Below are 13,641 nucleotides of genomic sequence, written 5' to 3'. Positions count from 1 at the left end.
AGCGTCATGCCTCATGGTTTACGTCGACATGGTTTACATGAGTGCAGGGCGGACAGGCGGATTTCTAGAATGAGATTTCCCCGTGATCCCCAACTGCCTCATGCGACCTCGCGCCCGCAATGTGCGTGCAGATGTGCCCCACGCGCCCGATGTGCCGGATCGGCAGCGGCGGCGAGCGCTTGCGTGGCTTGGCATGCTGCCGGCGATGCTGGCGTCGCCCGCGCGTGCTTTGCTGCAAGGCTATCCGTCGCAACCGCTGCGTCTGGTCGTGCCGGCGGCGGAAGGCAGCGCGTTCGATGCACTGGCGCGCGCACTCGCGACGCAACTGCAGCAGCAGGTCGGCCGCGAGGTGGGCGTCGAGGATCGCCCGGCAGCCAATGGCATGGCCGCCGGCGAGGCCGTCGCCCGCGCGCCCTCCGATGGCCATACGTTGCTGCTCCAGCAGACCACGTTCGTCGCCCAGCCCGCGCTCGAGCCGGCGTCGTATGACCCGCTGCGCGATTTCCAGCCGGTCGCGATGGTGGCCACGCTGCCCCTGTTTCTCGCGATCGATGCGCGCTTGCCGATCTATTCCGTGACCGATCTGCTCGCGCAGGCGAGCGGTGAGTCCGTCACGGTCAATTGCGGCTCGGATATCGTCGGCACGTGGTCGCACCTTGTCGCCGAGCAGTTTGTGCGCGACTACGCATTCCATGCGCCGCATGTGGCCGTCCGCGGTGAAGCAGGGCTCGTGCAACAGATCCTGGCCGGGCGCATGACGGCGTGTTTCGCCTGCTATCCGAGTGTGGCGGCCGCCGCGGCCAATGGCCAGCTACGGTTGCTCGGGGTGACGGGAGGGACTCGCTCGCGTTTCGCACCCGCTGTGCCGACCCTGCGCGAAGGCGGTCTCGCCGGATTTGATCGCAGCGCCTGGATCGGCTCCTTCATGCCGGCACGCACTCCCCGGTCTTTCTCGATGCGCGCGGCGGCCGAATTGCGGCGCGCCGTCGCTTCAGGTGATGTCCGCGCTACGTTGCGTGCCGGCGGCTTCGAACCCGAATGGGATGCCCCCGACACGTTCGCCCAGACCGTGCGCCATGACGCCACGCACTGGCAGGGGGTGATTCGCCAAGCCGACCTACGGCTGGATAGCGGCGAATAGGCTGCTCCTGCTGTCGCCTGCAGGTACCAACGCCAGCTGCGCAGGCGCACCACTTTCAGCAGCCCCGCAAGACCCGGAAACCCCCAGCGCGGCGAACAAGCCACACAAACTGTCGGTAAGCACGGCGTGACTGACGGGCTACGCGGGTTTCCACCTATAATGGCGGGCCGCGCGAAGCTGCGTCTGTTGGCGAGCCAGCGGTAGTCAAGACAACGAGATGCGGCAGCATGAAGCCGCCAACCTGCCGAGCCCTCTGCACCGATCTCCACCGTGTCCACCCAGCCTTCCAACGCCGTTGTCGAACTCGATCAGGTCGATTTCGCCTATCAGCCAGGCGCGCGGCGCATCCTGTCCGGCCTGTGCATGCGCGTGCCCAAGGGCAGCGTGGTGGCCGTCATGGGCGGCTCGGGCTGCGGCAAGACGACGATTCTGCGGTTGATTGGCGGCCAAGTGGCCGCTGCCGCCGGCACTGTACGCGTGCACGGCCAGGACATCGGCGCCATGGACAAGCGCGCGCTGTACGCTGCGCGCCGCCAGATGGGCATGCTGTTCCAGTTCGGGGCGTTGTTCACCGATCTGTCCGTGTTCGACAATGTGGCATTTCCACTGCGCGAACATACCGAACTGCCCGAACTGCTCATCCGCGATCTGGTGCTGATGAAGCTGAACGCCGTCGGCCTGCGCGGTGCGCGCGACCTGATGCCTTCGGAAATTTCCGGCGGCATGGCCCGGCGCGTGGCGCTGGCGCGGGCGATTGCGCTGGATCCGTCGCTCATCCTCTATGACGAGCCGTTCGCTGGGCTGGACCCGATCTCGCTGGGCCTGACCGCGTCGCTCATCCGCAAGCTGAACGACGCGCTCGGCGCGACCAGCATCATCGTTTCGCACGACGTGCAGGAGACGTTCCACATTGCCGATTACGTCTACTTCATTGCCAACGGTGGCATTGCTGCCGCAGGCACGCCGGCTGAGCTGACCGCATCGACCGATCCGTTCGTCCGTCAGTTCGTGCACGGAGAGGCGGACGGTCCCGTGCCGTTCCACTATCCCGGGGCACCGCTGGCAGATGACTTCGGTCTGGGCAAGAGCGGAGGCGCACGATGATTTCCACCATCGGCCGCTTTGTTCTGGTGCTGATCAGCCGCTTCGGCTATGCCGCACGCACGTTGATTTCGCTCATTGGCGCTTCGGGCGACGTGCTCCGTCGCCCGCGCCTGGTGATCGAGCAACTGCGCTTCATCGGCAATGATTCGTTCATCATCATTGCTGTGTCGGGTCTGTTCGTTGGCTTCGTGCTTGGTTTGCAGGGCTACAACACGCTTAACCGCTACGGCTCCGAGCAGGCGCTGGGTTTGCTAGTGGCGCTGTCGCTGGTGCGCGAGCTGGGGCCGGTGGTGACGGCCCTGCTGTTTGCCGGTCGCGCCGGTACGTCGCTCACGGCCGAGATTGGCCTGATGAAAGCCGGCGAGCAGCTGATCGCCATGGAAATGATGGCAGTCGATCCGCTGGCCCGCGTGCTGGCGCCGCGTTTCTGGGCGGGCTTCATCGCCATGCCGTTGCTGGCCGCGATTTTCAGTGCGGTGGGTATTTTGGGCGGATACTTCGTCGGGGTCGGACTGATTGGTGTGGACCCCGGCGCGTTCTGGTCGCAGATGCAGGCCGGCGTCGATGTCATGGACGACGTGCTCAACGGCGTCATCAAGAGTTTCGTGTTTGGTGTGGCGGTCACCTTCATTGCCCTGTATCAGGGATATGAGGCCAAGGCCACGCCAGAAGGCGTCTCGCGCGCGACCACCCGCACGGTGGTGATCGCGTCGCTCACCGTGCTGGCGCTGGATTTCGTGCTCACGGCGCTGATGTTCAGCTGAGCCGCCGGTTGTCGTTAGCGTTCAACGAGAAAAGATCATGCGTAAAAGCGTCCTCGATTTCTGGGTCGGCCTGTTCGTTCTGGTGGGCATCATTGCGCTGCTGTTCCTGGCGCTCAAAGCGGGCAATATGAGTTCGTTCTCGTTTGCCAAGACTTACCAGGTGAAGGCGGCCTTCGACAATATCGGCGGGTTGAAGGTGCGGGCGCCGGTCAAAAGTTCGGGTGTGGTGGTCGGCCGTGTGTCGCAGATCCTGTTCGATGACAAGAGCTACCAGGCCATCGCGGTGCTCGACATGGATCAGCGCTATCAGTTTCCGAAAGACAGTTCGGCCAAGGTCCTGACCTCGGGTCTGCTCGGTGAGCAATACATTGGCATTGAACCGGGCGGCGACTCGGCCATGCTTGCCAGCGGCAGCAAGATCACCATGACGCAGTCGGCGGTGGTGCTGGAAAACCTGATCAGCCAGTTCCTCTATAGCAAGGCCGCGGATGCCGGTGCCGGCAGCGCGAATGGCAGTGCCGGCGGAACCAAGCCGGCCGAGGGCAGCGGGAGCACTAAGCCATGAAAATAACAACATCCATCCAAATGCTGCGCGGCTTTGCGCTGGCTGTGGCTGCAGGCGCCACGATGCTGGCCGGCTGTGCGACGGGGCCGAATGCCAATCCGGCTGACCCGATCGAACCGTTCAACCGCGAAGTCTTCCGCATCAACGAAGACCTCGACAAGGGCGTGCTGAAGCCGGTTGCGCAAACGTATGTCGATGTGGTGCCGTCGCCAGCGCGCACGGCGGTGTCGAATTTCTTCTCGAATGCGGGCGATGTCTATTCGGCCGTCAACAACCTGCTGCAATTGAAGGGCACCGCCGCGCTGGAAGACACCATGCGCGTGGCGATCAATACCGTGCTGGGTCTGGGTGGCCTGATCGACATTGCGTCGGACGCCGGCCTGCCCAAGCACAAGGAAGACTTCGGCCAGACGCTGGGCGTATGGGGTGTGCCGTCGGGTCCGTACGTCGTGTGGCCGCTGCTCGGCCCGAGCACTGCACGTGACACCGTGGGGTTCCTGGTCGACTGGCAGATGGACCCGCTCACGTACTGGCACGACAGCGCGATCACCTACTCGCTGGCCGCGTTGCGCGTGGTTGACGTGCGCGCGAACCTGCTTGGAGCCAGCAATGTGTTCGAACAGGCCGCGGTCGACAAGTACACCTTCCTGCGCGATGCCTATTTGCAGCGCCGCCGCTACCTGATCTATGACGGCAACCTGCCGGAAGACCAGGACAACACGAAGTCGCCGGATACCGGTGACGCGACGGTCTCGCCGTACCATCGCTTCACCCCCAACTGGCCGGTGTTCCGCCGCTGATCGGCACACGTAACAAGCTCGCCTCAAAGGTGACAAGGCGTAAAAGTGGCCGGCCCGCACGAACTTGGCTGCGGGCGGTCTGTTCTAATCGCCAACAAGATTGCCGCGCATGCGCAGCAAGCGACCCAAAAATCACACTATAAGGACGCGATATGTTGAAGAAGCTTCTCCGCTCCCTGCTCGCCGGTCTCACGCTGACGGCTGTCGTGGCAGCTGCGCCGGTCCACGCCCAGGACGCCGACGCACAAGCCACGGTCAAGACGGCTGTGGACGACGTGCTCAGCACCATCAAGAGCGATCCGGAACTGCGTGGCGGCAACATGACCAAGGTGTACCAGCTGGTCGACCAGAAGATCGTGCCGCGCGCCGATTTCAAGCGCACCACACAGATCGCGATGGGCCGTTTCTGGAACCAGGCGTCGCCGGAGCAGCAGCAACAGATCCAGGAAGGCTTCAAAACGCTGCTCATCCGCACTTACGCCGGCGCGCTGTCGAATGTGAAGAACCAGACCGTTTCGTACAAGCCGTTCCGGGCGGCCGCAGATGACACCGATGTGGTGGTGCGCTCGACCGTGAACAACAACGGCGAACCAGTGGCCCTGGACTACCGTTTGGAAAAGACGGCCGGTGGCTGGAAGGTGTACGACATCAACATCAGCGGCCTCTGGCTGTCGGAGACGTACAAGAACCAGTTTGCCGATGTCATCAGCAAGCGCGGCGGCGTGGCTGGGCTGGTGAGCTTCCTGAACGAGCGCAACTCGCAGCTCGAGAAGGGTCCGGCAAAGTAAGCCACCTTCCGGTAGAATTCTCGCAGCGGTCAACTCTGGCCGCTGTTTCTTTTTCAGTGCCCCCATTCCCATCATGTTGACCTTGTCCGGCCCGCTGACTCACCGCGAAGCGCCGCGCGTTCTGCGCGAGGGCGAGGCTCAGCTCGGCCAAGCGCGCGAAGCCGGCAATGCCGCGCTGCACATTGATTGCGCCGGCTTGTCGCAGGTCGATTCGTCAGCGCTGGCGGTGCTGCTGTCGTGGCAGCGCACGGCGCAGGATGCCGGTATCACACTCGATATCGCAGGCGCTCCGCAGGCGCTGTCCAATCTCGCCACGCTGTACGGCCTGGAATCTCTGCTGGCTATCGCGCCCGCCCCTGCTGCGCACCATCACGCTCGACATTGAGGCGGCGTCCGGTGCGGGCGCGGGGTGATTGCTCCGAACCCGTCATCGCGACGCCGCGCTCCGGGCCGGGGTCGTGCGCACCCCTGTCATTCGCGGTTCGGCGTCTTCAGTGGTGACGCCGTGAGTTGGTCCAGTTCCCCTATAATTCTGGGTTTGTCGCTCTGCCGCCGCCGTGTGCGGCGTCCGCTGCCGTGATCGCCACGTCGATTCATGGCCACGATATGCGCAGGGTAGTTCACTTTGTCGGCCATGAAAGCCATCGAAATCGCTGACGTCCGCAAGCGCTACAAGTCATTGCAAGCGCTCAAGGGCGTGAGCCTGTCTGTCGAGCAGGGCGAGTTTTTCGGCCTGCTGGGCCCCAACGGCGCGGGCAAGACCACGCTGATCTCCATCCTCGCGGGCCTGAATCGTGCTGATTCCGGCAGCGTGCGCGTGCTCGGCCACGACGTCGTTTCCGACTACCGCACCGCGCGCCGCAAGCTGGGCGTGGTGCCGCAGGAACTGGTGTTCGATCCGTTTTTCACGGTGCGCGAAACGCTGCGCCTGCAGTCGGGCTACTTCGGCCTGACCAAGAACGACGACTGGATCGACGAGGTCATGGCCAATCTGGACCTGACCAACAAGGCCGACGCCAACATGCGTGCGCTCTCCGGTGGCATGAAGCGCCGCGTGCTGGTGGCGCAGGCGCTGGTACACCGGCCGCCCGTGATCGTGCTGGACGAGCCGACTGCCGGCGTGGACGTCGAGCTGCGCCAGACGCTGTGGAAATTCATCTCCCGCCTAAATCGCGAGGGCCACACTGTCGTGCTGACCACGCACTATCTGGAAGAGGCCGAATCCCTGTGCGACCGCATTGCCATGCTCAAGTTTGGCGAGGTGGTGGCGCTCGATCGCACGGCGAATCTGCTGTCCCAATTTGCCGGGTTGCAGCTGGTGCTGAGCTTTGCGAAGGGTGCGTTGCCGGCATCGCTCGAAAGCCTTCGCCTGCCGGGCAACCATGGCGAGCGCGGCGTGCGTCTGCGCCTGTCGGGCTACGGCGAGGTCGAACAGATTCTCTCCACGTGCCGCCTTGCCGGCTGCGAGATCGACGACATGGAAGTCGCCAAGGCCGATCTGGAAGACGTGTTCGTGCAGATCATGCGGCGCGAAAGCGGATTGCCCCTCGGGCCTCAGGCGCCTGCCATTCCTGATTCTGCTCTGGAGCCCGCCGCATGAACGTCATTCCCGAGAGCATGCCGGGCCGTTGGGTCGGTTTCCGTACGCTGCTGTACAAGGAAGTCCTGCGTTTCTGGAAAGTGAGCTTCCAGACCGTGGCCGCGCCGGTGCTGACCGCGCTGCTGTATCTGCTGATCTTCGGCCACGTGCTGGAAGACCGCGTCAAGGTGTTCGACCAGTTGAGCTACACCGCCTTCCTGGTGCCCGGCCTGGTGATGATGAGCGTGCTGCAGAACGCGTTCGCAAACAGCTCATCGTCGCTCATCCAGTCGAAGATCACCGGCAACCTGGTGTTCATCATGCTGCCGCCACTGTCGCACTGGGAGATGTTCGGCGCGTATGTGTGCGCCTCCATCATTCGCGGGTTGGCCGTGGGGACTGGCGTGCTCGTCGTGACGACCTTGTTTGCGCACCTGCACTTCGCGCAGCCGCTGTGGATCATCGTGTTTGCCGTGCTGGGCGCGAGCGTGCTGGGCACCTTGGGGCTAATCGCCGGTATCTGGGCTGAAAAGTTCGACCAGCTCGCAGCGTTCCAGAACTTTCTGATCGTGCCGGCCACCTTCCTGGCGGGCGTGTTCTATTCGATTCATTCACTGCCGCCGTTTTGGCAGGCGGTGTCCCACGCCAACCCGTTCTTCTACATGATCGACGGCTTCCGCTACGGCTTCTTCGGCGTGTCCGATGTGCCGGTGGCGACGAGCCTCGGCGTGATGCTGATCGCGCTGGTCGTGGTGGGGGGTGTGGCCCTGCAGATGCTGCGCACGGGCTACAAGCTGCGCCATTGATGCGTCGATAAGAAAACGAACGACGCTCACCCTAACGTTTTGCAGGAGAAGGGACGGCCATGTTGCCCACACCCGAACAAGTCAAGCAGTACATCGAAACCGGCCTGCCGTGCGAGCACCTCGAAGTCGAGGGCGACGGCCAGCACTTTTTTGCCACCATCGTCAGCGCGCAATTTGAAGGCAAGCGGTTGATCCAGCGTCACCAGCTCGTCTACGCCGCGCTGGGTGAGCGGATGCGCGCCGAAATTCACGCGCTGTCCATGAAGACGCTCACCCCGGCGGAGTGGCAGCCCTGATGGCCGAGCTTGATCCTACCCCGGTTACCGTTTCAACCCATTCCGACCTTGCGCTCGCCGAGCGCCCCTTCCACAGTGATCGACGAGACGTCTCGCTCATGGACAAACTGCTGATCGAGGGCAATGGCCCGCTCTCGGGCGAAATCCGCGTGTCTGGCGCCAAGAACGCCGCGCTGCCCATCATGTGTGCCGCGCTGCTGACGGCCGAGCCGCTGGCGCTGAGCAACGTGCCGAATCTGCAGGACGTGCGCACGATGCTCAAGCTGCTGCGCCAGATGGGCGTGGAAGGCGTGCTCGACGGTCACAACCTCACGCTCGACGCTGCCACCATCCACACGCCTGAAGCTTCGTACGACCTGGTGAAGACGATGCGTGCATCGATCCTGGTGCTGGGCCCGCTGCTGGCGCGTTTCGGCCATGCGCGTGTGTCGCTGCCGGGCGGTTGCGGCATCGGCGCGCGTCCGGTGGATCAGCACATCAAGGGGCTGCAATTGATGGGCGCCGAGATCGTCATCGAGCACGGCTACATTGAAGCCAAGCTTGCCGATGGCGCAAAGCGTCTGCGCGGCGCGCGCATCGTCACCGACATGGTGACGGTCACGGGTACGGAAAACCTGCTGATGGCAGCCGCGCTTGCCGACGGCGAGACCGTGCTGGAAAACGCCGCGCGCGAGCCTGAGGTCACCGACCTCGCCAATCTGCTCGTGAAGATGGGCGCGCGCATCGAAGGCATCGGCACCGACCGCCTGGTCATCCAGGGTGTTGAAGCGCTGCACGGCGCCGCGCACACGGTGATTGCCGATCGTATTGAAGCCGGCACATTCCTGTGTGCCGTGGCTGCGGCCGGTGGCGACGTGACGCTGCGCGCCGTGCCGCCCGGCATTCTCGATGCCGTGCTCGACAAGCTGCGCGAAGCCGGCGTAACGCTCACCACGGGCGACGACTGGATCCGTGTGCAGATGACCGGCCGCCCCAAGGCCGTGAGCTTCCGCACGTCGGAATACCCGGCGTTCCCGACCGACATGCAGGCGCAGTTCATGATGCTCAACGCCATCGCCGAGGGCTCTGCCACGGTGACGGAGACCATCTTCGAAAACCGCTTCATGCACGTGCAGGAACTGAACCGCCTGGGCGCCAATATCGTGATCGAAGGCAAGACGGCGGTGGTGACGGGCGTCGAGCAATTGTCGGGTGCGACCGTCATGGCAACCGACCTGCGCGCCTCGGCCAGCCTCGTCATCGCCGGGCTGATCGCGCAGGGCGAGACGCTGGTCGACCGCATCTATCATCTTGATCGCGGTTACGACCGCATCGAAGACAAGCTGTCCGCCGTCGGCGCCAAGATCCGCCGCATCCAGGGGTAAGCCGGCCATGAACGCATTCCAGTCCGCCTCCAACCAGCTCACGCTGGCGTTGTCCAAAGGGCGCATCTTTGAAGAGACGCTGCCGTTGCTGAAGGCTGCCGGCATCGAGGTGACCGAAGACCCGGAAACCTCGCGCAAGCTGATTCTGCCGACGTCGGACCCCGCGCTGCGCGTGATCATCGTGCGTGCCTCCGACGTGCCGACCTACGTGCAATACGGCGCGGCGGATTTCGGCGTGGCCGGCCGCGACGTGCTGATGGAGCACGGCATGGCGGGCCTGTATGCGCCCATCGACCTGAATATCGCCCGCTGCCGCATGTCGGTGGCGGTGCCCAAGGGCTTCGATTACGCCAACGCGGTGCGCCAGGGTGCGCGCCTGTCGGTGGCGACGAAGTATCTGAATACCGCGCGCGAACACTTCGCCAAGAAGGGTGTGCACGTCGACCTGATCAAGCTGTACGGCTCGATGGAGCTGGGCCCGCTGGTGGGCCTGGCTGATGCCATCGTCGACCTGGTCAGCACGGGCGGCACGCTGCGCGCAAACAACCTCGTCGAGGTGGAAGAGATCGTGCAGATCTCGTCCCGACTGGTCGTCAACCAGGCTGCGCTGAAACTCAAGCGTGACAGGCTGGCGCCCATCCTCGACGCTTTCGAGCGCGCCTCCGCGACGGACGCGCGTGTTGGGGAAGCCGCATGAGCCTGACCATCCGTAAACTGGATTCGGCCGACGCCGGATTCGCGGCGCAACTGCGCCAGGTGCTCGCGTTCGAAGCGAGCGAAGACGAAGCCATCGACCGCGCCGCTGCGCAGATCCTGGCCGATGTGAAGGCGCGCGGCGACGCCGCCGTCCTGGAAGCCACCCGCCGCTTCGACCGCATCGAAGCCGAGAGCGTAGCCGCGCTGGAGCTGTCGCCCGCCGTGCTGCAGACCGCGCTGGACGGCCTGGAGCCCAAGCGCCGCGCGGCTCTGGAAGCCGCCGCCGCCCGCGTACGTGCGTATCACGAGAAGCAAAAGATCGAGTGCGGCACGCACAGCTGGGAATACGCCGAAGCCGACGGCACGGTGCTCGGCCAGAAGGTGACGCCGCTCGACCGCGTGGGCATCTACGTGCCAGGCGGCAAGGCGGCGTACCCGTCGTCGGTGCTGATGAACGCGATTCCGGCGCGCGTGGCCGGGGTCAAGGAAATCATCATGGTGGTGCCCACGCCGGGCGGCGTGCGCAACGAGCTGGTGCTGGCTGCGGCCTGCATTGCCGGGGTGGACCGCGTGTTCACCATCGGCGGCGCGCAGGCCGTGGGTGCGCTGGCTTATGGCACGGACACCGTCCCCGCCGTCGACAAGATCGTCGGCCCGGGCAACGCCTATGTGGCGGCCGCCAAGCGCCGCGTGTTCGGCACAGTGGGCATCGACATGATTGCCGGTCCGTCGGAAATCCTCGTCATCTGCGATGGCACGACCGATCCGGACTGGGTGGCGATGGACTTGTTCTCGCAAGCCGAGCACGACGAGCTGGCCCAGTCGATCCTGCTGTGCCCGAACGCCGAGTTCATCGCGCAGGTGGAAGCCAGCATCAACCGCCAGCTGGAAGACATGCCGCGCCGGAGCGTGATCGCAGAATCGCTGTCGGGCCGAGGTGCGCTCATCAAGGTGCGCGACATGGAAGAGGCGTGCGACATCGCCAACGACATCGCGCCGGAGCATCTGGAGGTTTCGGCGGAAAACCCGCGCCAGTGGGCCGAGCGCATCCGCCACGCCGGCGCGATCTTCCTCGGCAAATACACCAGCGAATCGCTCGGCGATTACTGCGCGGGCCCGAACCACGTCCTGCCGACCTCGCGCACGGCGCGTTTCTCGTCGCCGCTGGGCGTGTACGACTTCATCAAGCGCTCCAGCCTGATCGAGGTGAGCGAAGCCGGCGCACAGATGCTGGGCGAGATTGCCGCCGAGCTGGCCTACGGCGAAGGGCTGCAGGCGCACGCCCGCAGCGCTGAATATCGCCTGCAACGCCCCACGTCCGAATAACATCCGCCGCACGACGATGACCGCCACCGCTCCGGCCCAAGCCTCTCTGGATGACCTGCTCGCCCGCATCGTGCGCGACGACGTTCGCGCCATGGGCGCGTACCACGTGCCCGACGCGACCGGCATGGTCAAGCTGGACGCGATGGAGAACCCGTATCCACTGCCGGCGATGCTGCGCGACGCGCTGGGCAAGCGCCTGGCCGAAGTCGCGCTCAACCGCTACCCGGTGCCGACGGCCGACGCGTTAAAGGCGCAGCTCAAGCAGGTGATGCATGTGCCGGCCGGTGCCGAGGTGCTGCTGGGCAATGGTTCGGACGAGATCATCAGCCTGATCGCCATTGCGGCGGCCAAGCCGGGCGCGACCGTGCTGGCGCCGGTGCCGGGTTTCGTGATGTACGCGATGTCGGCGCAGCTGCTGGGCTTGAACTTTGTCGGCGTACCGCTCAAGGCGGACCTGACGCTTGACCGTGAAGCGATGCTGGCGGCCATGGCCGAGCACCAGCCTGCCGTCATCTATCTGGCGTATCCGAACAACCCGACGGGCAACCTGTTCGACGCGGCCGACATGGACGCGATCATCCGCGCCGCGCGCGGCCCGGTCTGCCAGAGCCTGGTGGTCGTCGACGAGGCGTACCAGCCGTTCGCGCAACATAGCTGGATGCCGCGTCTGCGCGATTTCGATCACCTTCTGGTGATGCGCACCGTCTCCAAGCTCGGCTTGGCGGGCATTCGTCTGGGCTACGTAGCCGGCCACCCGAAGTGGATTGCCGAGCTGGACAAGGTGCGCCCGCCGTACAACATCAATGTGCTGACCGAGGCCACCGCCCAGTTCATGCTCGAACACGTGGATGTGCTCGATGCCCAGGCAGCGACTTTACGGGCCGAGCGCACCAAGCTGATCGACGCGCTGGCTGCGCTGCCGGGTGTTGAAGTCTTCCCGAGCGCCGCCAACTTCATCCTGGTGCGCGTACCCGATGCAGCGGGAATGTTCGATCGCCTGCTAAAACGGCGTGTTCTCATCAAAAACGTCAGTAAAATGCACCCGTTGCTGGCCAACTGTCTGCGCGTGACGGTCAGTAATCCCGAAGAAAACGCGCAATTTATCGATGCCTTTGTCGCATCGATGCAGGAAGCCCCATGAGCCGCCGTGCCGAGGTCACTCGCAACACCTCTGAAACGCAGATCCGCGTCGCCCTTGATTTGGACGGCACGGGCAAGCAGACGCTGAACACCGGCGTCCCGTTCCTCGACCACATGCTCGACCAGATCGCCCGTCACGGCATGGTCGACCTGGACGTCTCGGCCACCGGCGATACCCATATCGACGATCACCACACCGTGGAAGACGTCGGCATCACGCTGGGCCAGGCCGTCGCCAAGGCCATCGGCGACAAAAAGGGCATCGTGCGCTACGGCCACAGCTACGTGCCGCTGGACGAAGCGCTGTCGCGCGTAGTCATCGACTTCTCCGGCCGTCCGGGCCTGGAGTTCCACGTACCGTTCACGCGTGCTCGCGTGGGCAACTTTGATGTGGACCTGTCCATCGAATTCTTCCGTGGGTTCGTCAACCATGCCGGCGTGACGCTGCATATCGACAACCTGCGCGGCGTCAACGCGCACCACCAGATCGAAACCGTGTTCAAGGCCTTCGGCCGCGCGCTGCGCATGGCGGTTGAAATCGATCCGCGCGCCGCCGGCACGATTCCGTCGACCAAGGGCGCCCTGTAAATCACCGCGTCGGCCTGGCCGCGCCTATCCGACTCCAAACCGGCCGCCGATCCGATGGATCTGACCAAAAGCTTTTTCTCGCTGCTCGCGCTGATCAACCCGATCGGGGCGATCCCGTTCTTCATCAGCCTGACCGAGAGCCAGACGGATGAGGAGAAGCGCCGCACCATCAAGGTGGCATCGATTTCGGTGGCGATCGTGATCGGCCTGTCGGCGTTGCTGGGCGAGCAGATCATCAGCTTTTTCGGGTTTTCGGTGGGTTCGCTGCAGGTCGGTGGCGGGATCATCATGATCATGATCGCGTTGAACATGCTCAATGCGCAGACCAGCCGCACCAAGGCCACGCCCGAGGAAGAGGACGAGGCCGGCGCCAAGGCCAGCATTGCGGTCGTGCCGCTGGCGATTCCGCTACTCACGGGCCCAGGCTCGATCAGCACGGTCATCGTCTATGCCGGTAAGACCAAGCACTGGTGGGACCTGCTTCTCCTGGCGGGTGTCGGTGTGGCGATCGCAGCCGTGGTCTGGATCGTGTTGCGCGCGGCCGAGCCGATCGCCCGTGTGATCGGGCGCACCGGCATCAACGTCGGTACGCGTTTGATGGGCCTGATCCTGGCGGCGCTGGCCGTGGAATTCATCGTTGATGGGTTGAAAACCCTGTTGCCCGTACTTCGGGCCTAAATTGAG

Annotated in this window: 16 protein-coding genes; all 16 read left to right on the top strand. The window is 64.4% G+C overall.

The window, feature by feature from the left end:
- Positions 1 to 100 precede the first annotated feature (100 nt).
- The 16 genes from RP6297_RS13415 to RP6297_RS13340 all read left to right on the top strand — a co-directional run bounded on the left by RP6297_RS13415 (position 101) and on the right by RP6297_RS13340 (position 13,635).
- Positions 101 to 1,141 carry a Bug family tripartite tricarboxylate transporter substrate binding protein gene (locus RP6297_RS13415; RefSeq protein ID WP_037028137.1) on the top strand — a complete coding sequence of 347 codons (1,041 nt, stop codon included), beginning with the start codon at positions 101 to 103 and terminating at the stop codon, positions 1,139 to 1,141.
- A gap of 270 nt (positions 1,142 to 1,411) precedes the next feature.
- Positions 1,412 to 2,245 (top strand): ABC transporter ATP-binding protein, encoded by an 834-nt coding sequence (locus RP6297_RS13410; protein WP_004634573.1) that lies wholly within the window; start codon positions 1,412 to 1,414, stop codon positions 2,243 to 2,245.
- Positions 2,242 to 3,009, top strand: a complete 768-nt coding sequence (gene mlaE / locus RP6297_RS13405) for a lipid asymmetry maintenance ABC transporter permease subunit MlaE (protein WP_009241929.1) — start codon at positions 2,242 to 2,244, stop codon at positions 3,007 to 3,009. The genes RP6297_RS13410 and mlaE overlap by 4 nt, the downstream gene beginning before the upstream one ends.
- Before the next feature lie 37 nt (positions 3,010 to 3,046).
- A complete protein-coding gene (mlaD, locus tag RP6297_RS13400; RefSeq protein ID WP_009241930.1) occupies positions 3,047 to 3,574 on the top strand; it encodes an outer membrane lipid asymmetry maintenance protein MlaD in 528 nt (175 codons plus the stop codon).
- Positions 3,571 to 4,374 (top strand): MlaA family lipoprotein, encoded by an 804-nt coding sequence (locus RP6297_RS13395; RefSeq protein WP_009241931.1) that lies wholly within the window; start codon positions 3,571 to 3,573, stop codon positions 4,372 to 4,374. The genes mlaD and RP6297_RS13395 overlap by 4 nt, the downstream gene beginning before the upstream one ends.
- A gap of 152 nt (positions 4,375 to 4,526) precedes the next feature.
- Positions 4,527 to 5,162, top strand: coding sequence for an MlaC/ttg2D family ABC transporter substrate-binding protein (locus RP6297_RS13390; RefSeq protein ID WP_009241932.1), 636 nt, complete (start codon positions 4,527 to 4,529; stop codon positions 5,160 to 5,162).
- 73 nt (positions 5,163 to 5,235) lie between these two features.
- Entirely contained in the window at positions 5,236 to 5,547 is a 312-nt protein-coding gene (locus RP6297_RS13385) for an STAS domain-containing protein (protein ID WP_009241933.1), read from the top strand.
- Between the two features lie 249 nt (positions 5,548 to 5,796).
- Positions 5,797 to 6,762: an ABC transporter ATP-binding protein gene (locus RP6297_RS13380; RefSeq protein WP_009241934.1), complete on the top strand. Its 966-nt coding sequence runs from the start codon at positions 5,797 to 5,799 to the stop codon at positions 6,760 to 6,762.
- The gene (locus RP6297_RS13375) at positions 6,759 to 7,547 is read left to right on the top strand and encodes an ABC transporter permease (RefSeq protein WP_009241935.1); all 789 of its coding nucleotides are present in this window, start codon (positions 6,759 to 6,761) and stop codon (positions 7,545 to 7,547) included. The genes RP6297_RS13380 and RP6297_RS13375 overlap by 4 nt, the downstream gene beginning before the upstream one ends.
- Positions 7,548 to 7,606: 59 nt before the next feature.
- Positions 7,607 to 7,843, top strand: coding sequence for a BolA family protein (locus tag RP6297_RS13370; RefSeq protein WP_009241936.1), 237 nt, complete (start codon positions 7,607 to 7,609; stop codon positions 7,841 to 7,843).
- Positions 7,844 to 7,941: 98 nt separating this feature from the next.
- Complete coding sequence (gene murA, locus RP6297_RS13365; protein ID WP_009241937.1) at positions 7,942 to 9,207, top strand: UDP-N-acetylglucosamine 1-carboxyvinyltransferase; 1,266 nt, start codon at positions 7,942 to 7,944, stop codon at positions 9,205 to 9,207.
- A 7-nt stretch (positions 9,208 to 9,214) separates the two neighbouring features.
- On the top strand, positions 9,215 to 9,904 hold the full coding sequence (hisG, locus tag RP6297_RS13360; protein WP_009241938.1) for an ATP phosphoribosyltransferase: 690 nt from the start codon (positions 9,215 to 9,217) through the stop codon (positions 9,902 to 9,904).
- A complete protein-coding gene (gene hisD, locus RP6297_RS13355; protein ID WP_009241939.1) occupies positions 9,901 to 11,229 on the top strand; it encodes a histidinol dehydrogenase in 1,329 nt (442 codons plus the stop codon). The genes hisG and hisD overlap by 4 nt, the downstream gene beginning before the upstream one ends.
- Before the next feature lie 16 nt (positions 11,230 to 11,245).
- A complete protein-coding gene (gene hisC / locus RP6297_RS13350) occupies positions 11,246 to 12,370 on the top strand; it encodes a histidinol-phosphate transaminase (protein ID WP_009241940.1) in 1,125 nt (374 codons plus the stop codon).
- The gene (hisB, locus tag RP6297_RS13345; RefSeq protein ID WP_004634601.1) at positions 12,367 to 12,957 is read left to right on the top strand and encodes an imidazoleglycerol-phosphate dehydratase HisB; all 591 of its coding nucleotides are present in this window, start codon (positions 12,367 to 12,369) and stop codon (positions 12,955 to 12,957) included. The genes hisC and hisB overlap by 4 nt, the downstream gene beginning before the upstream one ends.
- A gap of 54 nt (positions 12,958 to 13,011) precedes the next feature.
- Positions 13,012 to 13,635, top strand: coding sequence for a MarC family protein (locus RP6297_RS13340; RefSeq protein ID WP_009241941.1), 624 nt, complete (start codon positions 13,012 to 13,014; stop codon positions 13,633 to 13,635).
- The last annotated feature ends 6 nt before the right edge of the window (positions 13,636 to 13,641 follow it).

Source organism: Ralstonia pickettii, assembly GCF_016466415.2.
Taxonomy (GTDB): domain Bacteria; phylum Pseudomonadota; class Gammaproteobacteria; order Burkholderiales; family Burkholderiaceae; genus Ralstonia; species Ralstonia pickettii.
This window is presented reverse-complemented; position numbering and strand designations above follow the sequence as displayed.